Genomic DNA, 21,672 nt, shown 5'->3' with positions numbered 1-21,672 from the left:
CTTAAGAATAACCATCAGCTAAAAATTCTGATTGGTTTCTTCTAAATTTTTCTGTCAGTATTTTTTTCTAAAATCTAAACAAGTTATTTTTATATTTTTATATTTTAGGGTAAAGTTATTTTGGGAGCGCTTCGCTCTTGGAAAATTTTAATAAGGAAAAAACAATTTCATGAATAAATCAAAAATTATTGCTTTCTCTGCAGTTTCTCTTTCTGCTGCTCTATTACTGACAGCCTGTGGAAACTCTAGCAGCAAATCTGAACAGCCGACTCAAAAGGCAAATTACAGCTTTGCAAGCAATATTTTAACCCTTGACACCAGCATGGCAGCTGATGTTAATTCCATTGATGTTCTTCTCAATGTTGATGCCGGACTTGTTCGTTGGAATCCTGATGCGCAAGTTGTCAATGATTTGGCAAAATCAATTGACGTTTCAAAAGATGGTAAAACTTATAATGTAACTTTGCGAGACGGGTTAAAATGGTCAAACGGAGCTAAGTTAACGGCCGCTGATTTTGTTTATGGCTGGCAAAGAACCGTTGACCCCAAAACTGGTTCACAATATGCTTATGCCTTGACACCAGTTGCTAATGCCAGCGAAATAATGGCCGGTAAAAAAACAGTTGATTCTCTTGGAATTAAAGCTGAATCTGATACAAAATTAGTCATCACTTTAGCAACACCTACTCCTTACTTCAATAAATTACTGACACTTCCAGCTTATTATCCCGTCAATGAAGCTTTCGTTAAGAAAATGGGAAATAAATATGGGACAAGTTCAGACACCAGTCTCTATAACGGAGCTTTCAAATTTGTCAAAGGAAAAAATAATTGGACTGGTTCAAATGAAACTTTCTCAATTGTAAAAAATGACCAATTCTATGACGCCAAAAATGTTAAGCTTTCTGGTGCAACTTACCAAATCGTAAATAATCCTAACACTGCTGTTAATCTTTTCAAATCTGGAAAACTTGATGTTGCTAATCTTGCCACTCCTGAATTAGTTTCTGCAAACAAAAAGAACAAAGATTATAAAGCTTTGACTTCACCAAGAATTGATGTTTTAGAATACAATCAATCTGGTAAAGTTCCTGAACTTTCTAATTTAAAAATCCGTCAAGCTCTAAATTTGGCAACAAATCGCAAAAACTTGCTTGAGATTGCTGCGCCAAGCTTTTCAATTACAAATACTGTGACCCCTAAAAAGTTAGACCAAGCACCAAATGGTCAAGATTTCGCGACTTATGCCGCTCAGCCTTATACCTACGATGCCAAAAAAGCTGCCGAACTTTTTAAAGAAGGTCTAAAAGAGTTAGGAAAAACCTCAATTACACTTGAACTTGAAGGCGCTAATGATAATTCATTCGCTAAAGCGGCAGTGGATTATCTCAAAGGAAATCTTGAAAAAGACTTACCAGGTTTGACCATCAACGAAAAATTAGTCTCATCTGCTCAACGCCAAAAAGATGCCCAAAATAATAATTTCCAAATTTTATTAACCAGCTGGGGGGCAGATTATAATGAACCTTCTGATTTCTTGATGAACTTTGTGTCAGGAAGTTCAATGAATCACGGCTTAGTCGATAATAAAGACTTTGATAAAGCTTATAATGCAGCCACTACAGCTCCAGACGTTCTGTCAGCAGATAAACGATACGCTCATTATAAAGACGCTGAGAGAGCACTTTATGAGTCAGCTAACGTCAACCCACTTGCTACCGAATCTGTGTCTTTATTACTGAATCCAAAACTCAAAGGAATTTCTACTTATAACTCAGCCATGATTTTTGATTTACGTCACGCTGAAATCACTAAATAATAAAAAAATTTACTGACAGATTTTTGTCAGTAAATTTTTTATTCTGTCAGTAACTTTTAAACTTCATGACGAACATGGCCGGGCTCAAATAATTGCCCCCAAGTCATATTTCCTAAGACTTTTTTATTAATGACTTGATTCAATCGACTAATGCTCACGCCATCAGTGCTTGTTGAATCATGCAAAATAAAGCCTCCACCAAGATAAATAGCCGCATGTTGCTCATCCTCACTTGCATCGTCAGCAGTAATTAATAAATCACCACGTGCTTTATCCGACCACTCTTCGGCTGTTCCTGTTTGGGCAAGTAATGAAGTTGAAGCCGCAAATTGATAAACTAAAGACTGACCACCCAAACGAAACATCTGAGCAATAAAACTTGAGCAATCAAATTCATTTTTCGCTACTGATTCATCAGTTCGTCCCCCACCATAAACATAAGGACTCTTTCCAACCAATTTCATTCCTGAAGAAATTGTTTTTTCAATGACCTTATTATTTGTAGTCAATTGACTAGCTACTGCTTCATAAGCTTTGACCACATCATCTTTTCCAGTTTTCTTTGAGAAATAATAATAATATCCATCAATTTTATGTAGTCCATAGACCATTTTACCGTTTGCCGGACTGAAATAAACGGTTCCCCCATTCACAGTCTGCAAACCTGTCTTCATGACACCCGTTGATGAATCAAAATAATAATTATTCCCATTAATTGTTTGAAGACCTGTCAATTTTTTTTGCCCAGCATAAGCATAGGTTTTATTTGATTTATTAACCAGTTTAATCGTTGATGCCTGAACATCTTGACTATGATATATTTTATAGCCGACAAGAAAACATAGGAGGACTAGGCAAGTTAAAATAATTAGTTGTCCTTTTTTATCAATATTTTTGGAGCCACTTTTTTTATCATTATTTGTTCTTTTATTCATATCTATTTATAACACGTGAATTTTAATGATAACTTAATAAGAATATTTTAAGATTTAGATAAGAAAAGGTGATTTGAAGTTAATTTCAAATCACCTTTTTTCATTTCTAAAAGAGCCACAAACAATCTAGCCAATTTTTCTCACCAAGGTTTAGCCACTTACTTTTTCCAACTCTTGATAAATTTGACGGAAAACAGTCAAAAATTGTTCAACTTCTGCCATATTATTTGTAGAATCCAATGAGATTCTAACTGCGCTTGTTGCCAATTTTGAAGGAACATTCATAGCAACTAAGGTTCCAGCGGCAGCATTTTTCTTTGAAGAACAAGCCGAAGTGGTTGAAATATAGATATCATGCTGTTCAAAAGCATGAACAACAACTTCTCCACGAACCCCTCGAATACCAAAAGTTAAAATATTTGGTGCGAAATCAGTCATTTTACTAAAAACATGAACTTTTTTATGTTTTTCAAGTTCTTCTAAAATAACTTGTTTCATTGCTAACACTTTTTTTCTTTTGAAGTCGTCTTCATCCAGAGCTAATCGAAGCGCCTTAGAAGTCGCAGCAATTCCAGCCAAGTTTTCTGTGGTTGAGCGCCAATTATGCTCTTGACCGCCACCATGTAAAAGAGGAGTTAATCTTTTCCCTTTTTTGGCGACCACAATCCCCACTCCTCGAGGACCATGAAATTTATGAGCCGATAAAGTTGCAAAATCAAGTCGGTCCGTCAGCCAAGTTTCTAAAGGAACTTTCCCAATCGCTTGCACCGCGTCCACATGAAAAGAAATGGTTGGCTTATCGGCTAATAGTTCAGAAATCTCCTGAATCGGTTGAATAGCTCCCACTTCATTATTGACTGCCATCACTGATATTAAAATCGTTTCATCTCTAATCAATTTTTCAAGTTCGGAAACAATAACAAAACCATCCGCATCAACAGGCGCATAATCAAGTTCAAATCCTTGAGTCTTGAGCCATTCTGCCGCATTTTTTACTGCAGGATGTTCAACGCTGGAAACAATAATATGATTACCATAAGGTCTTTTTTCAAAAGCCACACCTTTAATAATCCAATTATCGCCCTCTGTACCCCCACTTGTAAAAAATATTTCTTGTGAATCAAGACCGAGTAATTCAGCAATTTGTCGTCTGGACGCCTCTAGCAAACGTGTGGCCGTCGTTCCCAAGCCATGTAAACTTGAAGGGTTTCCCATAATTTTTGTTGCTACATCTGTATAAGTTCGTAAAACCATTGGATTAACTGCCGTCGTAGCAGAATTATCAAAATATATCATTTTTTATCCTTAATATTTAAAAATCAATCTTATTTTATCACAAAAAATGTCTGAGCGTTGAAAAATAATATAAGGACTAAATATCAAGAGCATATATTATAAGAAAACTCAGCTCTCTTTATTAAATTTTTTGACAATCTGCCGATTTCTAATCATCGAATAAATATAAACCAAAATAAAAATAAGAAGCCAGGTCACAGTAAAACTCCAAATATGATTATGCCAAGAGTTATCAAACAACCAAGTATTCACTAATAAGTAAATAAAAGCTAAGAGATAACTACATAAGGCTTGACTGATAAACTCTACTAAAGCGATACTAATAAACTCATCAATCACTTTAGAAATGAAACCTTGAATAAAGCCATAAAGAAGAATTAAAGCCATAGACTCAAGCTCAATCTTTCCGCCATATAGTAAGGTGAGAAAAAGTCCACAGACTAAAGCAATAAGGATTCCTTTAAAAGCAGAAATTAAATATTTCATTTTTTAGCTCCCTCTTTTAATTTTTGGTTGATATTTGCCAAATATCTTCGGCTGACAGGCAGTTTATCCTCAGAAATCCAAAGTACCACCCCATACACGAAATCCGTTTCTAAGCGTGTAATTTGCTCAAAATTAACCAAAGTATTTCTTGAAATTTTAATAAAGTCTTTGGCTAATTTTTTTTCATAAAAGTACAAAGGAGACCTTACTCTTATCTTTCCACCTACCGTATAAAATTCGAGATAATTTTTTATTGATTTTATATATAGAATTTCTCTTATTTTAATAATCTCAAAACCTTGATTTGTTGCTAAATAGAGTTTATCCTCTTCGTTTGCAGTCAAATCTTGCAAATGATATTGCTTGACTACTTGTGAAAATTCCTCTTCTGTTCGTGCAATAACCACAAGTTCTGATTCCTTTATATTAGGATCAATTTGTTTTTTTATTTTCACTTTTTTATTATATAAAGAAATGCTTACTTAAACAATTATTTAACTAAAGCAGCTTCTATCATTAGGCCTTTTTCTTATAAACAATGATGCTCAAAAGGCAAAGAACTCCAAAACTTAGTAAGATGACTGACCAATTTGGAATAACCGTGTAAGTTGAAGTTAAGGTATGATTTAAATCTGAAAGTAACTGAGTTAGAAAAAAATGATCAGCGATTTTCCGGATCCCTCCCGAAAGCTGTGATAATGGAATCATCATTCCCGAAAAGAAGAATGAAAGAAACATAATCGGCATTGCAATCGCACTTGCTGTCGCCGTATTTTTGGCTGATAGTCCAATAATGATAGCTAATAAGCAAAATGGCAGTGAATATAAATAAAGTTTAAGATAAAAAACCAGTAAAATACTCAGCTTAGGAAAATCATAATGATAAGAAAAATGAGCGACTAATAAAATAGTGATTGTTGAACAAAAAATAATGATCATGAAGCTGGCGATTTGTGCTGCTATATAAAATATTTTCTTTATGCCTCGCTGAATAAATAATTGATAAATCTTTCCAGATTGATATTCTGCTATTTGAACAGAAAGTGAGGTTAAACTTGCTGACAGAACACTATATAAAAGTATTGAAGCAATATTATTTTCAATATAGTGGGGAACGCTTTTTCCAAAACTTGAGGAAAAAGCAAACATTAAAAACAAAGGAAAAATAAAGACAAAGAAGATTTGCGAAGGATTTCGATAGCGTAATCGCAATTCAAATGCAAAATATTTTAAAAATTTCATGACAATAATTCCTCCAAATCAATTCGATAGTCTTTTTGATATAAGACAATTTCCTTACTAAATCTAACGAGTGCTTCAGCGGCTAATTTTTTAGGGATTTTATATTGATATTCTTTAATCCTATATTCTTCAAAATCTGAAATATTCATTGAGCACTCTAAATATGAAAAGTCTTCCTGAATCAAATCTGATTTTTTCAAATCCGCAATAATTTGCCCCTCTTTAAGAATAATGAAACGATCACATAATTGTAAAGCTTCCTCCAAATAATGTGTCACTAAAAGTAAAGTGGCTTCCTTCACTTTCAAATTTGATGATAAAAATTTAAAAAGTTCTCCTCTACTTTCACTGTCTAACCCAGTTGTAATTTCATCTAAGAAAAAATATTCTGGATTATTTTGAAGAGCTGAAATCAAAAATAGTTTTTGCTTCTGTCCTCCAGAAAGATTAGAAAATCTTCGATTCAAAAATGATTCCATTCTGAACTCTTTAACTAATCTTCTCCCATAATTCTTAGCATTCTCATCACGCGCAAATAGAGATAAAACTTCATTTCCTAAAGCATCAGGAGGCAGGGTCATATTTTGCATGATATAACCCGTATTATTTGATGTCGGATTCATTGTTCCATAATCAATTTGTCCTGATGAAGCCTCAAGATTACCATTAATGATATTCATCAATGTTGATTTTCCAGCGCCATTATTGCCCAACAAAGCAACTTTTTCTCCTTGATTTAGTTCAAAGCTAATATTTTTTAGCACTTGATTTTTACCATAGGATTTTTCTATATTTTTTATTTTCATACTGCTATTTTAGCTTAATATACTAAAATCACTTCCCAAAACTCTGGGATAAATTGACAATAATTAGGGATAAAATATTTTTTATTATTTAGATAATAAAAAAGGACAAGCTATTATCCTATCCTTTTATAAATTCTAATTATCTTTCAAATATGTTGAAAATCACTTAAGTTTATCTGAAAATATTTTTTACAATATTTTTCAAATTCTTCACTAGACAATTCCCTTCTCTCAATAATTTTTGTCTCATTACTGATTGTCAAAAGTTTATTAGCTATCGTAATTTGCCCCTTGTCAGTAAAAATTGACATTTGTGGTCCTTGCCTAAAGGGCGACTCTGGATGTTTCTCACAATAAAAGGCTGGCATAATAAAATCTTTTTCATACTCTGCTTCTTGGTGAAAAGAAAAAACATTTTCCCAATCATGATTTTTCCGCTTATATTGCATATTCCAGCCCTGATTTTCCCCTGACAAATATCTAAAATCTGAATGACCATCCGTTTGAATCTTATTTTTTTCAAGACGCAAGGCTTTTCGAGACAGAGCGATTCTAATTCCCACATCAGTGATATAAGAAGCATCAGCAAAGTCTACTCTTATCATTCGATGACGCTTCAATTGTTCTTCTGGCGGTAGACCAATCAATCGAGTATGGTAAGAAGTAACTTGATAACCTATTGCTTTAAGTAACCATTGATATAAAGCATTTGTTTCAAAGCAGAATCCTCCTCGTTCGTTTACAATAATTTTTTCATACAAGTCTTGTCCATCTAGTGAAATAGGCTCCCCATACAAAATGCTTAAATTTTCATAAGGAATATATTTTAAATGATTTAACTGTAATTTATGCAGATTTTCTAATGTAGCTTCTATGGGATATGACATCTTGATTCTTTTTAAATATTTTTTTACTTGTTCTTCTGTCAGCATAAAATTTTCGTTTATCATTTACTTATCCTTTACTTTTTATATTTTTTTCGGTAGTGATTAGGAGAACTTCCATAATGTTGCCGAAAAACTTTAATAAAATAAGGAGTATTCGCCATCCCAACTCTTTGGGCAATTTCTGAAATAGAATCATTACTTGTCAGCAAGTTTGCTTTAGCTTCTTCTAGTCTTATTGTCATCAATTGTTGCTGTGGCGTTATTCCTTTTATTTTTTTATAAACATGTCGTAGATAGGAGCTAGAGCCATGTAGCCTATACCCAAGTTTCTCAAGGCTTAAGGCTTCATCATAATGCTCATTCAAAATTGCATCAATTTCTTCAATCCACACTTCATTTGGAACAATTCTATCCATAGGTCGACATCTTTTGCATGGTCGATAGCCCTCATTTTGAGCCTGATTAGGAGAATCAAATAAACTTACATTTTCTCTTTTAGGTAATCTGGATACACAAGAAGGCCGACAAAAAATCTTGGTTGTTGCCACTCCATACCACAGTTTATTATCAAGTTTTTTATCGTTATCTTTAATAACTTCCCAGATTTCATCAGTTATTTTCAAATGAAAGCTCCTATTTATTTGATTAAACTATTTTGTTCGAGAGCCAAGAGCGCCCTTTTTTTATCTAAGCCACCCGCATAACCTGTTAAACTTCCATCACTGCCCACTACTCGATGACAAGGAATAATGATAGATATTGGATTATGACCGACTGCTCCCCCAACAGCTTGCGACATATTTCGTTTCTTTTCATCATTGATTTGAAGAAGATTTGAAATTTCTTTATAAGTGATTAAAGTTCCATAAGGAATATCACTGAGTATTTTAAGAACCCTTTTTCTAAATTCTGTTACTTCCGGTTTTAATTTGATTTTTTGAGAATTCGGATTTTCTCCTCTAAAATACTGATTTAACCATTCAATTGCTTCAGTAATTGGTAAACTTTCAGCTTTTTTGGCTAAGTTTAAATCATATGCGGAACCAAAATATTTTTGTTCATTAAACCATAGCCCTAACAAATAGGTCTCATCACTTAGAAGACTCATTTCTCCCAAGGGGGATTGATAACTTGCTTTATATAACATTCGTCCTCTCCTTTCTAGTCCTTATTTTTTATAATCATTAGTATAACAAAAAAATCGGCTATAAAACATCACTATTTGGCTTTTTCATTATTCTTCTTTAAAAGTTCATCATCCATAATCAATTTTTTATTTTATTAGTGATAAATGATATAATATTAAAAAAATAAATGAGGAACCATCTGATGAAAGTATTATTACGCAAAGCCTTACCAGAAGATTTTCAAGAAATCGCCTTTGTTCACTATAAGGCTTGGTTAGAAACTTATCATGGCTTATTACCTAAAAGTTTCCTAGACAAACGCAGTCTTGAATCAAGTATAACTATTTTTAAAAATAATCATTGTGCCAACACAGTGGTTGCCATTGTCGATAACAAAGTGGTTGGATTTTGTGGTTGGGGTAGTCTGCGAGAAAATTCTTTTCAAGAGAATTTGGGAGAAATTCAAGGAATTTATCTGCTTGACGCCTATCAAAAAAATAAAATCGGAAGAAAAATGATTGAATTTGCTTTAGAGCAGCTTGTAACAGAAAAATATTCCAAAGTAGGTTTATGGGTTCTAAGCACTAATGAAAATGCTATTAATTTTTACAAAAAAATGGGCTTTTCTGATACAGGAATCTTCAAAGAGGAAAATCTAGGGGAAGTAGTGACAGAAATCTTTTTTACGAAGGAACTATAGACAAAAAATATATCTCAGATATATTTTTTTATTTTGTGCCCCTTTTATATTTTTAAGCAAAACAAAAAGTACCACGAAGAACGTGGCACTTGATGTTAAATTCTACTAATTATTTAACTGCGTCTTTCAATGCTTTACCAGCTTTGAATGCAGGAACAACTGTAGCTGCGATTTTGATTGCTTCACCAGTTTGTGGGTTACGTCCTTCACGAGCTGCACGTTCGCGAGTTTCGAAAGTACCAAAACCGATCAATTGAACTTTTTCACCTTTTGCAAGGAATTCAGTTACAACTTCACCAAAAGCATTAACTGCTTTTTCTGAGTCTTTTTTAGTCAATCCTGTTTTTGCTGCAACTTCAGCGATAAGATCTTGTTTGTTAGCCATTTTAGAAATGTCCTCCATTTGTTTTTTACCTTAAACATAGGCATTTTTCATTTTAGCAAATCTTAGCCCAGTTTGCAAGTCAAAATGCCATTTTAAGGCGTTTTTCAGGCTTTTTTCATGAAATCAAAGATAAAATTTCCTTTAACTAAATCAATTTGATTAACTTTAATATAAAGATTACTTGCAAGCTTAATTTTTGGTAAATTAATGACAATTTGATTTTTTTTGCTTTCGACTTGTACAAAGTCTGGCAAATCATATGCTTTAACGATTTGTAAGACTTCTGAGGTCGGCAAACTCAAACTTCCAGCAGAAATATTTTGAACAGATAAACTGATAGAGCCGTCTGATAATGCCAAAGGTTCAAAATAGATGTACAAGGGAATTTTAGTCCCAAACAGTTTATAAGAAGCCTCAAGAACTGCTTGCTGATTAGAAATATAGAACTTATAAGTCATTTCTTTCGTTTGGTAAGTTTCTAAATAACTGTTGATTAATTCATTGAGTTGTGAAGTGGTACTACTGATTTGAGCGACCTTTTGGTCAGAGTTGCTGACTGATTTTTGGTTCAAAACAGTCTGATCTCTGGGTGTCGTGACGCGGATTGCTACAAATACTATCCCAGCCAAATTAAGAGCTAAAAGCACAAGAAAGAGCCATTTCCAAATTGCACTTTTCTTAACTTTTTCTTCGGTTTCATTCTTTGGCTTCTTTGAATCCTTTGCTTTAGATTTTCTGGTTTGACTTTCTTTATTTTCCATTTGCTTCTCTATTCTACAAGTTTCATTTGTTCTTTTACTTTCATCACCCTTGATGATGCTTGATTAATTTTTTCTGCAAATTCCTGATCAGATTTTGCTTTTTGCAAAACTTCTGAAATCATTTCTGGAATTTGAGTGGGCTCATTGGCTAGGACAAGGTCATTTCCCGCTACCAGCGCCAATACTGCTCTTTGGCCTGGTGACCAAGCTTGAACTTGAACAGCGTTTGATAAATCGTCAGTAATTACCAAACCATCAAAGCCTAATTGATTTCGGAGTAAGCCATCAACCATTTTAGGTGAGAAGGCTCCCGGAAGCTCAGGGTCAATTTGATCATAAATTGCTGTCGCCGTCATAATTGATGGAACTCCCGAAGAAATTAATTCTTTAAAAATCTGAACGGATTCACTTTTAGGATTTGTTTGACTATCTCTGACACCAGCACTGATATCCGTGTTACCTGTCACCGCTCCAAGCCCTGGAAAATGCTTAGCGGTTGTTAAAACACCAGCTGATTTCATTCCTTTAGAAAAAGCATCAGCATGACTGACAATATTAGCTTTGTCATAAGCATACTGACGACTCCAGTAGCCAATCGGAGCATTTTGTGGTGCAAAATCAGCAGATAATACCTGGTCAGCAACTGGGGCTAAATCAAAATTGATTCCAGCGGCTGAAAGTTCACTCCCCCAATTTTTAGCTTCTTCTTGTAATTTTTCTGGCGCCCAACTTCCTTGGGTCAATCCATTAGGCATTTCTGAAAAACCAGCCCCTTGAAGAACCTGAACATTTCCTCCCTCTTGATCACAAGAAATCAAAAGACGTCGATTAGCAGGTGCTAAGCCTTGTAGCTTGTCAGTAATATCTTTCATTTCAGGAATACTGAGATTAGAGCGGCCCGTCAAAATGATACTCCCAACCTGATATTTTTCAATCGCATCAAAAGTTGCTTGGTCATAGTTATTTGCAGGCATCCCCGTCATAAATAACTGACCCACTTTTTGTTCTAAAGTCATTTTTGGCATTTTTTGGTCACTTTTATTTTGACTACTTGAATTAGTTTTTGTTTCTGAAACTTGATTTTTCTTTTTACTTTTGATTGCTTCTTGATTATTTAAATGTCCTGACAGACCAAGAACTCCTGACACAATAAGTGCACAACCAATAACAAGACCCAGAAAAACAACCGGTTTTGCTTGTTTCTTTAATCTTTTGGTCACTTCTGGTTGACCTCCTTATAGCTTGCAAAGACTGCATCAGCCATAATTTGATAACCGATATTATTTGGATGGAAATGGTCTTCAGTATAAAGTAAGTTATTAGCAACCGCACTCGTTGAACTATCCGCTTCAACTGCCTGCTTATCTCCTGAGCCTTTATAAAGTAAATTATTAATTGGAATAAAGTAAGTATTTTTTTCTTGACTGACAACACCAGCAGTTGCGGTATTCCAACTATCTATCACATTTTGCATGACAGTAAGGTCTGGAAAGTTAAGATAAAATGGATTATAAATTCCTAAGACATAGATTTGTGCTTGAGGATTATTTTCACGAATTTTATCCAATAACTTTTTAACTCTTGCCTGATAAAGCTCTTCTGGCTTAACAAAGTCCTTTTCAGTCATTGAAGATAATTTAGTCACATTATCTCGAATGACTTTTAGTACATCGTTGCCTCCAATTGTAATCGTGATGATATTGGCTTTTTTAAGTCCGTCAGTAATTTTCTTACTTTTCATCATGCGATTATAGATTTGAGTACTTGTATCTCCAGCCTTTCCGAAATTTTGACTACTGACAGAGCCGCCAGTAGAATTTTCAATCTCTTTGGCAAAAAGTGGAACAAAGCCACCTTGTCCAGTAGCATCCCCCACTCCTTCTGTCAGTGAATCTCCCAAAGCAGCATAGGACACATGTTTTACTGACAAAGCCGATACTTTCTTCTCAGTTCTAAATCGGTCACCAGCTTTTGGAAAAGCAAGTAAAAACAAGCCTAAAATTAGCAAAATTGCCAGCAAAAAGCCGGCAAATGTACGTATAAAATTCTTCATCATATTCTTTGCAATCCTCCCTAGTTTTTCAAAAAATAAAATTGCAAATTAGTTTTTTCATTCGTAATCAATCATAATTGCCCAAGCCCCAGGACCTGTATGTGTGGCAATTGTTGTATTGGTGTCCAAAATTGAAATAGGTTTTTCAACAAATTTTTGTAAGACATCTTTGGCTTTTTGTGAAAACTCCAAACCTTGCGCATGAGAAATTCCAATTTCACGAATTTTACGTCCAGAACTACTGATAGTATCTGATAATTCTTCAAGCCATTTGTAAAAAGTTTTGCTTCCACGTCCACGCAAAAGTGTGTTCAATTCGCGGTCTTTTAATGTCCCAATCACCCGAACTTGTAAAAGACTTCCAAAAAGTCCTGTCATTCGACTGACGCGGCCACCTTTAACCAAATTTTCTAAAGTTGAAAATCCGATGAAAAGTTCAGTATTTTCCCGAATATATTTAATTTTTTCTAGAATTTCTTCTTTGGTTGCCCCAGTTTTTGCGAGACGCGCTGCTTCAACCACTTGGAATTTTTGAGCTTGGTCAGTAAAATCACTATCAATGACGGTGACATTACGTCCTGAAAGCATTCCCCCTTGGCGTGCTGCTTCAACTGTTCCTGACAATGCTTCTGTTAAATGAATAGAGATAATCTCATCATCCTCAGCAGCAATTTTTTCATAAACCTCGGCAAAAACACCAACTGGTGGCTGACTTGTTTTAGGCAAGTTTTTTGATGCAGCCATCTTGACCATGAAATCTTCAAACTTCAAGTCGTCGTCTGAATACATTGTTCCATCGATCGTTACTGACAACGGAACAATAGTAATGTCAAGTTCGCGAGCAAGTTCTGGCTCAATCGTAATGGATGAATCTGTCACAATTTTTATTGGCATATTTACTATTTGAACTTACGCTCACTCTATATGAGAGAGTCGTTCGTTCAATTCCTTTTCTATACAATTTGTGCTATCATATATTATAACAAATTTTCAGTTGGAAAGAGCAAAAAAGGTTGAAAATATTATTTTTTTGATTTCAAAACAAATCATAAAATTGCTCAAAAGCTGAATAAATCAATAAATTGGAGAGAACAAATGGAAGAAACACAAGGTTCAAGAACCTATCAGATTCTCAATGAGATTTTCAATGCGATAACTCATGGAGCAGGAACCGGCTTAGCAATTGCCGCCTTAGTTCTTCTCGTGATTAAAGGTGCTGCTTCTGGGTCTGCACTTGAAGTTGTTGCTTTTACAATCTATGGAGCCTCATTAGTAATTCTTTTTCTGTGTTCCACATTAGCACACAGTTTACATTTTACTAAAGCGGTCAAAGTTTTTCGAGTTTTTGACCATAACGGGATATTCTTTTTAATTGCTGGAACCTATACGCCTTACTGTTTAGTTGCTTTAAATAATTGGTTAGGTTGGATTGTGCTAGCAGTGATTTGGATTTGTTCTATTTTGGGGATTGTCTTAACTTCAATTTACTTGCCAAAATGGGGTAAAACTCCTAAATTATCGACCGTTTTATATGTCGTTCTTGGTTGGATGATTTTGATTGTCATTTATCCTTTATGGAATGCCCTACATCCAGTTGGCTTCTGGCTTTTAGTTGCAGGAGGCGTGGTTTATTCCGTCGGAGCGCTTATCTATCACTTTAAATTTCCTTTCGCTCACGTGGTTTGGCACCTCTTTGTTTTACTGGCTGCAATCCTCATGTTCTTCTCTGTTTATCTTTATGTGGGATAAAATAAAAAAACCGTTTGCTAAGCGGTTTTTTTATTTTTCTCCGTCCATTCGAACGCCTTGTAAGAAATAACGATTAAATATAATATACAAAATGATAATAGGGATAATGGTAAGGATTGAGGCTGCCATGACACGATTCCACATTTGTCCCCCTTGGTCAGCTGATTGGAGCATTTGCAAGCCGACAGTCAGAGTAAATTTGCTCGGAGTATGTAGATAGAGCATGGGTGATAAAAAATTATTCCAAAATCCCATAAATACAAAGACTGCTTGCGTTGCAATTGAAGGTTTAGCAAGGGGCATGACAATACGGAAAAAAGTTCCAACGCGAGATAGTCCATCAATTCTGGCTGCTTCTTCAACATCTTTGGGAAAACTTAGGAAAAATTGTCTCATCATAAAGATATTTCCAATATTAATCGCGGCTGGTAAAATCAGCGCCCAAAAAGTATCTAACATTCCTAAATTTTTAATGATCAAATAGTTGGGAATCAAGAGGACTTGCGCGGGTACCATCATCATGGCCAAGATTCCATAATAAAATTGCTTTCGCCCTGGAAATGTTAATCTAGCAAGGCTGTATCCGGCCATTGTATTCAGAAAAATATTGATTGCCGTTCCAATGACTGAAACAATCACTGAATTAATCAACCATTGTGTAAACATTGAACCAGAAGCTGGGCTAAAGAGATAGAGGTATTGCTCTATCGTAAAATGCTTTGAAAATAGTGATAAACTTCCACTCGTTATCTCAGATAATGGTTTAAAAGATGCGGCTAAAGCCCACATAAAAGGGTAAAATGTAATAAAAGCATAAGCAATCAAAATAATATAAAGCAGCGTCCGAAGCAGACTTTGTTTTTTAGTTCTTTTCAAAACCATTTCCTCCGTTTAATTTCTCAGCAATCCTGGCGACAATAAAGATGATGATTGCCAAAATGATTGCGATGACTGCTGCGTAGCCCATTTGATTATTTTGACCGAAAGCATATTGAAAGATTAAAAGACTGACGGTCAGTGTGCTATTTGCAGGTCCACCTGTTCCTCCCGAAAAAATATAAGCTTGGTCAAACATTTGAAAAGTTCCAATAATCCCTGTCAGTAAAACAAAAGTAGTAATTGGCCGCAAATAAGGAATGGTGATATAACGTAATTTATCAAAAACATTCGCTCCATCAATTTCAGCGGCTTCATACATTGAATCAGGTAAATCAACCAAAGAAGCCAGATAAATGGTCATAAAATAAGGTACTGTTGACCAAATATTCATTATCATGATTACCTTTAAAGTCCAATTGGTGTCATTTATAAAATTAATTGGTTGGCTAATCAGATGAAGACTTTCTAAGAGACCATTGATTGGACCATTTAGATTAAAAATAAACATGAAAATTAAGGTCAAAGCTGCTGAACTTGTCAATGTTGGTAAAAAATAAATTAAACGAAAAAGGGTTTTTCCTTTGATGCCTTTATTGGCCAAAATATAGGCGATGACCAAAGCGATTATCGTTTGAACTGGCACCACAACTAGAGCAAAGAAACCTGTATTTTCTAAAGCTCGAAAAAGTTGTTTATCCCCTAAAAGGTTAGTGTAATTTTTAAAATTATTCCATTGATAATTGTGCGCAATAAGATTGACATTGTTAAATGACAAATAAACCGCAAATAAAATTGACAGCACAAAGAATATGAGAATAACAAGAAGGGCAGGGGCTAAAAATCCGTAAGCTTGAAACATCTCGCCTCTGGCTCTTTTGCTGGTTTTTTGTTTTTCCATATGATGTGAGCAAATCCTTTCTTTTTGTCTTTGTAAAGCTTTCGTCAGTAAATTTCACGTTTCTGTCAGTAAATCTTGCTTTCTATATGCAGCGAATTTACTGACAGGACTTAAATTTTACTGACAGAATGACTTTTATTTTGATATTTTGCTATTGGCATCTTGGTCTGCCTGTTTCATTGCTGCTTTCAAATCAGCCGCGGTTGCCCCTTTCTTGAAAACATTTGGAATAAAGTTTCCGTACGATGAAACAAGGGTTGTCAGATTTGTCCCATCTTGCCAAGGGGTTGCAAATTTAATCGAATCTTGATGAACTTGAAGTAAGGGATTGGCTTTTAAGAAAGTTGAGCTGTCAGCAACATCTGGACGCGTTGCAAGCGTTCCAACACCGTTTGTCCAAGTGGACATTCCTTCTTTTCCTGTGACATATTGAATCCATTTGTCAGCAAGTGCTTTTGCTTTGGTATCTTTGTATTCGCCCCAACCGACCGTGTATTGCATGGTCATTTTTTTACCTTGATAAGTCAAATTAGGAATGATTGTATAATGGAGGTTTTTGTATTGACTATTAAAAACTTGGAAATTCCAATTTCCTGTCAGCGCCATGGCAAATTTTCCATTGCCAAAACCGGCTCCCTCATCACCCACCCCAACTTGTTGCGGGGTTGCTACTGCTCCTGTATTAAACAAATCAACGGCTGTTCCAAGATTTTTCAAAATGGTTGGATTTGATAAATCTGCCTTTCCATCTTTAGTGATAGGGTTTTGTCCGTCAGCTGTGATAAATTGCCAGTTTCTGGTCAAATCAGCATTGACATTCATCAAATAAACTTTGCCTTTGCCATAAGCCGCGTCAATCTTGGCTTGAGCGCTTGGCGCCCATTTGATAAAATCTTCATATGATTTTGGAATGGAATTAATATCAATTCCTGCTTTGGCAAAGATGTCTTTATTCACATAGATTGCCAGAGTTGACACATCTTTTGGTGCAGCGTAGATTTTTCCATTCGTTTCAAAAGCTTTGGCAATTGACGAATAAAAATCATCTTTATTGACAACTTTTGACAGGTCATTTAGGACACCTTCTTTTTGTAAATAGGGATAGAAAGATGAGTCGATGTAAAAGACATCAGGAGCCGTCCCACCAGAGAGATCAGTCGGAAGTTGAGTCGTGATATCCGTATAGACCTTAGGCTTTACATCAACTTTATTTGCTTTTTCAAAATTTTTGACCAATTTGTCAAAGGTCGCATTTTCAGTATCTGAGCCTTTCCAATAACCGACTGTCAGTGTTTTAGTTTGGGTATTTTTCGAGCCAGAAGCCGAATTCCCGCAGGCAACAAGGCCGATTGCGCCGACCATTGTCAGACTGATGAGCGAAACTTTTTTCCAAGTTTTCATGATTTTTCCTCCTAGTGGAAATTTTATGTTGTGAAATTATTTATATTTTTATCTCACATTTTGATTGTTAACTGATTTTTCAAGACATACTTTTGTCCCTTATTCATGAAGCTAATCTCATGACCATCATTTTCTTTTGACAGAGTCATTTTATCTTTTGTCAGCTCGACATGAATGGCTTTTCCATGATAATCAAAACCATATTCCAGCGCTTTCCATTCCTTTGGTAAATGAGGTTCAATGCGCAATTGACTTTCTACCATTCGCAAGCCCCCATAGCCAAAGACAATCATTTGCCAAATTCCTCCAAGACTTGCTGCGTGAATGCCTGCATCTGAGGACTTCATATATTCGCCCATGTCAATATTTATAGCTTTGTTAAAGAAATCATAAGATTGCTCTAATTTCCCCAAATCCGCCGAAAGAATGGCGTGAGTCGAAAGGCTCAAACTACTATCATGTGTTGTTTTCGGTTCATAATAATTAAAGTTTTTCAACTTTTGCTCTTTATCAAATAATCCTTCGAAAAGTAACATCAAAAGTAAGACATCAGCTTGTTTTGTGATTTGCATTTGATTGACTTGCTCCAAATTATAATCGTGGAAAAGACTGTCAACGCCGTCAGAATTACGATATTTCTGTAAATCTAATATTTTTTTACTAAGATAAGTATCATCTTGCGCAATAACCCCGTCAGCAGTTGCTTTTGGTAGAAAAATCTTATCCACTTTTGCTGACAGGATTTCCGTCAGTAAATTCAGATTGAATTTTTGGTCTAATTTGTCATAAATATCGGGTTTTTGACTTTTTAATTTCTGAATTAAATCTATGGCAAAGGCAACATTCCAGTGGGCAGTATAATTGGTATAAGCATTGTTATTGACGTGTTCTTTGTATTCGTCAGGGCCAATCACATCGCAAATTTCATAAGAATCGGTTTCCTGAATATAGTCCAATCTGCTGACCCAAAATTTTGCGGTATCAATCAAAATTTCATAGGCCTTTTCCTCCTCAAAGGCTTCATCTCCCGTGACATCAATGTATTGCTTGATGCCGAAAGCTACGTCTGACGTGATATGCTGCTCAATAAATCCTGACCAGATTTTTGTTGACTGACCAGTCACGATATCCGCTGCGCCCCAAACAGGAGTGACTTCTCCGTCAAAAGGATTCGCCGCTTCCCACGGATATTGCGCGCCTTCATAGCCATTGTTTTTCGCTTTTTTGTGCGCACCATCAAGCCCCAGATAACGATAAGTGACAAGATTTTTAGCAATTTCTGGGTGTGTAAAATTAAAATAAGGCAACATGAAAACTTCAGTATCCCAAAATGTATGTCCCTTGTAACCCTCCCCAGAAAGTCCTTTTGCGCCAATATTCATGCGCTCATCATGAGCTGGTGCCATGGCATGCAAATGATATTTGGCAAATCTGATGGCCAATTGGTCACGGAAATTTTCGGAGTCAATTTTTATCGGGTGCTTTTCCCAGATTTTTTGCCAAGCAAGTTGCGACTCTAGGAGGAGTTCTTGATAAGTCAACTTCTCTATGTTCTGTAATTCATGAACTGCTTGTTTACGTATTTTATTTAAATCATGACTTGCAAGGTCATTATCAATTGACGTATAAACTGAGCCACGTTTTTCGATAGTGACCGAGCAGTCAGCAGCAAGTTCAAAATTGTAATTCATAAAGAAAGCACGCCGTCCAGTTTCTGGTCGCTCTGATACTTCTACATCAAATTTATGCTCGACCGTTTGGACAAATTGAATTTTTGAGCCTGTCGTCATTGGCATCATCTGGATAAATTTGCCGTCTGTCAGCCCTTTTTCTCCGTCAGTAAAATGCTGACTTCCCTCGTTTGAAACCTGCCCATTAATGCCTGAACGCATTTTTATACTGACGGCTCTGTCAGTAAGATTGGAAAGTTCTAAATGACTGACCAGCAAGTGCTGACGGGCTTTTGAGATAAATTTTTGAAATTTGAATTTTAACTTTATATCCTTTAATTCCCAAATAAATTCTCGGCACAATTCGCCATTTTTCAGATTCAGGCGTTTAGAATAATTGCTGACAAGGCCTTGTGTCAGCGAAAATCGTTGGTCATTAATAAGAAATTCCATCCCCCACATATCAGGAAGATTAGGTAATTCTGTGACTTCATTTTCGTCAAAGGAATTAAAAGTTCCTGCCACAAAAGTATCTCGAGTTTCGCCAATATAAGCTTCTTCCTCGCTGGAACGACTCCCAAAATAACCATTGCCCAGAGCCATAATAGCCTCTGATTTTCCCAAAAAACGTTCGTCAAATCCTTTTTGCTCAATCTGCCAAAGATTTTTTTCATTGTAATACATAAAACTCAAATTTATTTCTCCTTCTTCTTTATTAAACTTTAACTAAAACGTTTTAGTAAATCATTAAAATTTTTTAAATATACTTTAACGATCAAAGTAATGCTGATTTCGAAAAATCAAAATAATCATTCCCAATATATATGTTCCAAATATTAATATTATCCTCACATGCATGAAAAGTCCAAGCAAGAAAAGCGGTAAGCTATAAATTAAATAAGCGTTTATCATTTTCATCGGGTCATAGTCATTTCGATAAAACCATGCAAGTAAATAAGCAACTAAGATTGTTAAAAGAAAAATTGAAGCCAATGGCAAAATTGGATTTTTTAAAAGTTCTGGTAAATTCTCCTGACTAACCACTGATAGTTACCTCACTTCTTCCAATTCTATCATGTAAAAACTGACCATTTACAAAATACATGACCACACTAATAAAGACAAAAAGCCAACCAACCATTGGTAAAAAATAGAGTAACTTAGCTAATTCCCGCTGGCACATTTCCAATAAGTCTGTTGATGTCGTCTTCACTTTTAGTTTAGCAAAATATTTTCCAATCGTTTTTCCCTGAAAACTATTTTCTGAAATTAAATTATACAAGACAAAGACGATAGCTGCAAATAAATTTCCAATACTACTCGCTCCTTTATTGGTAAAAACAAGCTGAACAAGAAGTAAAACTGGTAAATAAACAATGATTAAATCAATTATTGTTGCTAAAAAGCGTTGTAGAAACATTAATGCTCTCATTTTCTCCCTCCAGCTAAAACGTTTTAGGTTTACAAAAAACATTATATAGTAATCGCTTTCATTTGTCAATAAGAAAATATGAGTTTCTTAAATTAACTCATACTCGTACTTTCACGCTCAATTATCTGAAAAGGTATAAAACGATGCTTGACTTCTCCAGTCTCGATTTGGCAAATTAGGTCCCTCACCGCATACTCTGAGATTTTCCTAATATCTTGTCGAACTGTCGTTAAAGAAGGTGTGATATAACTAGCAAGTGTAATGTCGTCAAAACCAGCCACTGCAACTTTATTGACTAACTTTAGAGTTCTAAAAGCCTTAATAATCCCAATTGCCATAATATCAGAAGCCGCAAAGATAGCATCCTCTTTTTTAAATCCTTTATTTTTAGCATAATCAATCGCCCACTGATAAGCTTCATTTTCAGAAAAATTTGCATAAAAAATTTGTGAATGCTCAGTTGCCGCAAGATAGCCAGACTCACGTGCTTGTGCAACGGTGGCCATTTTAGTTCCATTGATAAAAATAATGTTCTTATGACCTAAATTTATCAACAAACGAGTCATTTCAAAGGCAGCCTTAACATTATCAGTTGAGACCGTTCCAACCTTATCATTTTCAATATCTAAATCAATCGCAACAGTGGGTAAATCAAAAGTTGCCAGTTCCTGATAATATGGGTCAGAAATACGTAATCCCTGTATAATTAAACCCGTAATATCACGTTCATTGCAAAATTGCTTCAAACTTTTTTGCTTTTGTTTAGTAGAATTGGTGGCATAAAAAACAAATTCATAATCTGTCTTATCCAAATTATCGACCACACCACCTAAGACTTCCAACGGCATAGCAACTCCAGGGGTAACATTAATTTCATTCAAAATTAAAGCAATAATTTTTTTCTTCTTACTTGAGAGTTGTTTTGCTGCACTGTTTGGAGTATAGCCCAATTCCTTAGCCGCAAGAGTAACTTTTTTAATTGTTTTATCACTGATATCACCATAATTGTTAAATACTCTAGAAATTGTGCTCACTGATAAACCAGTTTGTAGTGCAACATCCTTAATTGTTACTTTTTTCATCACATCCCTCTTGCTCATTTTTTTTAATATTACCACTTTTCCTATTTCTAAACAACTATAAATA

At 35.1% G+C, this 21,672-nt stretch carries 24 protein-coding genes; 3 read left to right on the top strand and 21 right to left on the bottom strand.

The genetic code is table 11. The features are described 5' to 3' along the window. Positions 1 to 169: 169 nt before the first annotated feature. Positions 170 to 1,819 (top strand): peptide ABC transporter substrate-binding protein, encoded by a 1,650-nt coding sequence (locus KW2_RS02425; RefSeq protein ID WP_011834545.1) that lies wholly within the window; start codon positions 170 to 172, stop codon positions 1,817 to 1,819. Positions 1,820 to 1,875: 56 nt separating this feature from the next. Here the strand turns inward: KW2_RS02425 and KW2_RS02420 are convergent, their stop codons facing one another. The 9 genes from KW2_RS02420 to KW2_RS02380 form a co-directional block, all read right to left on the bottom strand. Further along, positions 1,876 to 2,754, bottom strand: a complete 879-nt coding sequence (locus KW2_RS02420; RefSeq protein WP_021036790.1) for a C40 family peptidase — start codon at positions 2,752 to 2,754, stop codon at positions 1,876 to 1,878. 150 nt (positions 2,755 to 2,904) lie between these two features. Continuing rightward, positions 2,905 to 4,050 carry a cysteine desulfurase family protein gene (locus KW2_RS02415; protein WP_021036789.1) on the bottom strand — a complete coding sequence of 382 codons (1,146 nt, stop codon included), beginning with the start codon at positions 4,048 to 4,050 and terminating at the stop codon, positions 2,905 to 2,907. A gap of 108 nt (positions 4,051 to 4,158) precedes the next feature. Continuing rightward, positions 4,159 to 4,536, bottom strand: coding sequence for a DUF3021 family protein (locus KW2_RS02410; protein ID WP_011675546.1), 378 nt, complete (start codon positions 4,534 to 4,536; stop codon positions 4,159 to 4,161). Further along, entirely contained in the window at positions 4,533 to 4,991 is a 459-nt protein-coding gene (locus KW2_RS02405; protein ID WP_041168569.1) for a LytR/AlgR family response regulator transcription factor, read from the bottom strand. The genes KW2_RS02410 and KW2_RS02405 overlap by 4 nt, the downstream gene beginning before the upstream one ends. 61 nt (positions 4,992 to 5,052) lie before the next feature. Next, positions 5,053 to 5,778, bottom strand: coding sequence for an ABC transporter permease (locus tag KW2_RS02400; RefSeq protein WP_021036787.1), 726 nt, complete (start codon positions 5,776 to 5,778; stop codon positions 5,053 to 5,055). Further along, positions 5,775 to 6,584 (bottom strand): ABC transporter ATP-binding protein, encoded by an 810-nt coding sequence (locus tag KW2_RS02395; RefSeq protein ID WP_021036786.1) that lies wholly within the window; start codon positions 6,582 to 6,584, stop codon positions 5,775 to 5,777. Before KW2_RS02395 ends, KW2_RS02400 begins: the two co-directional genes overlap by 4 nt. Positions 6,585 to 6,730: 146 nt before the next feature. Further along, positions 6,731 to 7,534, bottom strand: a complete 804-nt coding sequence (locus KW2_RS02390) for an arylamine N-acetyltransferase family protein (protein WP_021036785.1) — start codon at positions 7,532 to 7,534, stop codon at positions 6,731 to 6,733. 11 nt (positions 7,535 to 7,545) lie between these two features. After that, positions 7,546 to 8,094, bottom strand: a complete 549-nt coding sequence (locus tag KW2_RS02385) for a bifunctional transcriptional activator/DNA repair enzyme AdaA (protein WP_021036784.1) — start codon at positions 8,092 to 8,094, stop codon at positions 7,546 to 7,548. 14 nt (positions 8,095 to 8,108) lie between these two features. Beyond that, on the bottom strand, positions 8,109 to 8,618 hold the full coding sequence (locus KW2_RS02380) for a methylated-DNA--[protein]-cysteine S-methyltransferase (protein WP_021036783.1): 510 nt from the start codon (positions 8,616 to 8,618) through the stop codon (positions 8,109 to 8,111). A gap of 182 nt (positions 8,619 to 8,800) precedes the next feature. Between KW2_RS02380 and KW2_RS02375 the strand changes: the two genes are divergently transcribed. After that, the gene (locus tag KW2_RS02375) at positions 8,801 to 9,298 is read left to right on the top strand and encodes a GNAT family N-acetyltransferase (protein WP_021036782.1); all 498 of its coding nucleotides are present in this window, start codon (positions 8,801 to 8,803) and stop codon (positions 9,296 to 9,298) included. Positions 9,299 to 9,407: 109 nt separating this feature from the next. On the opposite strand, the gene KW2_RS02370 is transcribed toward KW2_RS02375, so the two are convergent. The 5 genes from KW2_RS02370 to KW2_RS02350 all read right to left on the bottom strand — a co-directional run bounded on the left by KW2_RS02370 (position 9,408) and on the right by KW2_RS02350 (position 13,391). Then, positions 9,408 to 9,683, bottom strand: coding sequence for an HU family DNA-binding protein (locus tag KW2_RS02370; RefSeq protein WP_010905402.1), 276 nt, complete (start codon positions 9,681 to 9,683; stop codon positions 9,408 to 9,410). A 104-nt stretch (positions 9,684 to 9,787) separates the two neighbouring features. Continuing rightward, the gene (locus tag KW2_RS02365; protein ID WP_011834535.1) at positions 9,788 to 10,444 is read right to left on the bottom strand and encodes a YpmS family protein; all 657 of its coding nucleotides are present in this window, start codon (positions 10,442 to 10,444) and stop codon (positions 9,788 to 9,790) included. 8 nt (positions 10,445 to 10,452) lie between these two features. Then, complete coding sequence (locus tag KW2_RS02360; protein ID WP_021036781.1) at positions 10,453 to 11,664, bottom strand: glycoside hydrolase family 3 N-terminal domain-containing protein; 1,212 nt, start codon at positions 11,662 to 11,664, stop codon at positions 10,453 to 10,455. Then, the gene (locus KW2_RS02355) at positions 11,661 to 12,500 is read right to left on the bottom strand and encodes an SGNH/GDSL hydrolase family protein (protein WP_021036780.1); all 840 of its coding nucleotides are present in this window, start codon (positions 12,498 to 12,500) and stop codon (positions 11,661 to 11,663) included. Before KW2_RS02355 ends, KW2_RS02360 begins: the two co-directional genes overlap by 4 nt. A gap of 54 nt (positions 12,501 to 12,554) precedes the next feature. Continuing rightward, a complete protein-coding gene (locus KW2_RS02350; RefSeq protein WP_011675538.1) occupies positions 12,555 to 13,391 on the bottom strand; it encodes a DegV family protein in 837 nt (278 codons plus the stop codon). A gap of 201 nt (positions 13,392 to 13,592) precedes the next feature. Here KW2_RS02350 and trhA point away from each other — a divergent pair, with 201 nt between their 5' ends. Beyond that, the gene (trhA, locus tag KW2_RS02345; RefSeq protein WP_021036779.1) at positions 13,593 to 14,246 is read left to right on the top strand and encodes a PAQR family membrane homeostasis protein TrhA; all 654 of its coding nucleotides are present in this window, start codon (positions 13,593 to 13,595) and stop codon (positions 14,244 to 14,246) included. A gap of 30 nt (positions 14,247 to 14,276) precedes the next feature. Here the strand turns inward: trhA and KW2_RS02340 are convergent, their stop codons facing one another. The 7 genes from KW2_RS02340 to KW2_RS02310 form a co-directional block, all read right to left on the bottom strand. Further along, complete coding sequence (locus KW2_RS02340; RefSeq protein WP_021036778.1) at positions 14,277 to 15,128, bottom strand: carbohydrate ABC transporter permease; 852 nt, start codon at positions 15,126 to 15,128, stop codon at positions 14,277 to 14,279. Then, a complete protein-coding gene (locus KW2_RS02335) occupies positions 15,109 to 16,023 on the bottom strand; it encodes a carbohydrate ABC transporter permease (RefSeq protein WP_021036777.1) in 915 nt (304 codons plus the stop codon). The genes KW2_RS02340 and KW2_RS02335 overlap by 20 nt, the downstream gene beginning before the upstream one ends. A gap of 135 nt (positions 16,024 to 16,158) precedes the next feature. After that, positions 16,159 to 17,424 carry an ABC transporter substrate-binding protein gene (locus KW2_RS02330; RefSeq protein ID WP_021036776.1) on the bottom strand — a complete coding sequence of 422 codons (1,266 nt, stop codon included), beginning with the start codon at positions 17,422 to 17,424 and terminating at the stop codon, positions 16,159 to 16,161. A 53-nt stretch (positions 17,425 to 17,477) separates the two neighbouring features. Beyond that, positions 17,478 to 19,778 carry a glycoside hydrolase family 65 protein gene (locus KW2_RS02325; RefSeq protein WP_021036775.1) on the bottom strand — a complete coding sequence of 767 codons (2,301 nt, stop codon included), beginning with the start codon at positions 19,776 to 19,778 and terminating at the stop codon, positions 17,478 to 17,480. Positions 19,779 to 19,862: 84 nt separating this feature from the next. After that, the gene (locus KW2_RS02320; RefSeq protein WP_021036774.1) at positions 19,863 to 20,138 is read right to left on the bottom strand and encodes a hypothetical protein; all 276 of its coding nucleotides are present in this window, start codon (positions 20,136 to 20,138) and stop codon (positions 19,863 to 19,865) included. Then, positions 20,131 to 20,526, bottom strand: coding sequence for an RDD family protein (locus KW2_RS02315; RefSeq protein WP_021036773.1), 396 nt, complete (start codon positions 20,524 to 20,526; stop codon positions 20,131 to 20,133). The genes KW2_RS02320 and KW2_RS02315 overlap by 8 nt, the downstream gene beginning before the upstream one ends. A gap of 92 nt (positions 20,527 to 20,618) precedes the next feature. Beyond that, entirely contained in the window at positions 20,619 to 21,608 is a 990-nt protein-coding gene (locus KW2_RS02310; RefSeq protein ID WP_021036772.1) for a LacI family DNA-binding transcriptional regulator, read from the bottom strand. Between the last annotated feature and the right edge of the window lie 64 nt (positions 21,609 to 21,672).

Source organism: Lactococcus cremoris subsp. cremoris KW2, assembly GCF_000468955.1.
Lineage (GTDB): Bacteria > Bacillota > Bacilli > Lactobacillales > Streptococcaceae > Lactococcus > Lactococcus cremoris.
This window is presented reverse-complemented; position numbering and strand designations above follow the sequence as displayed.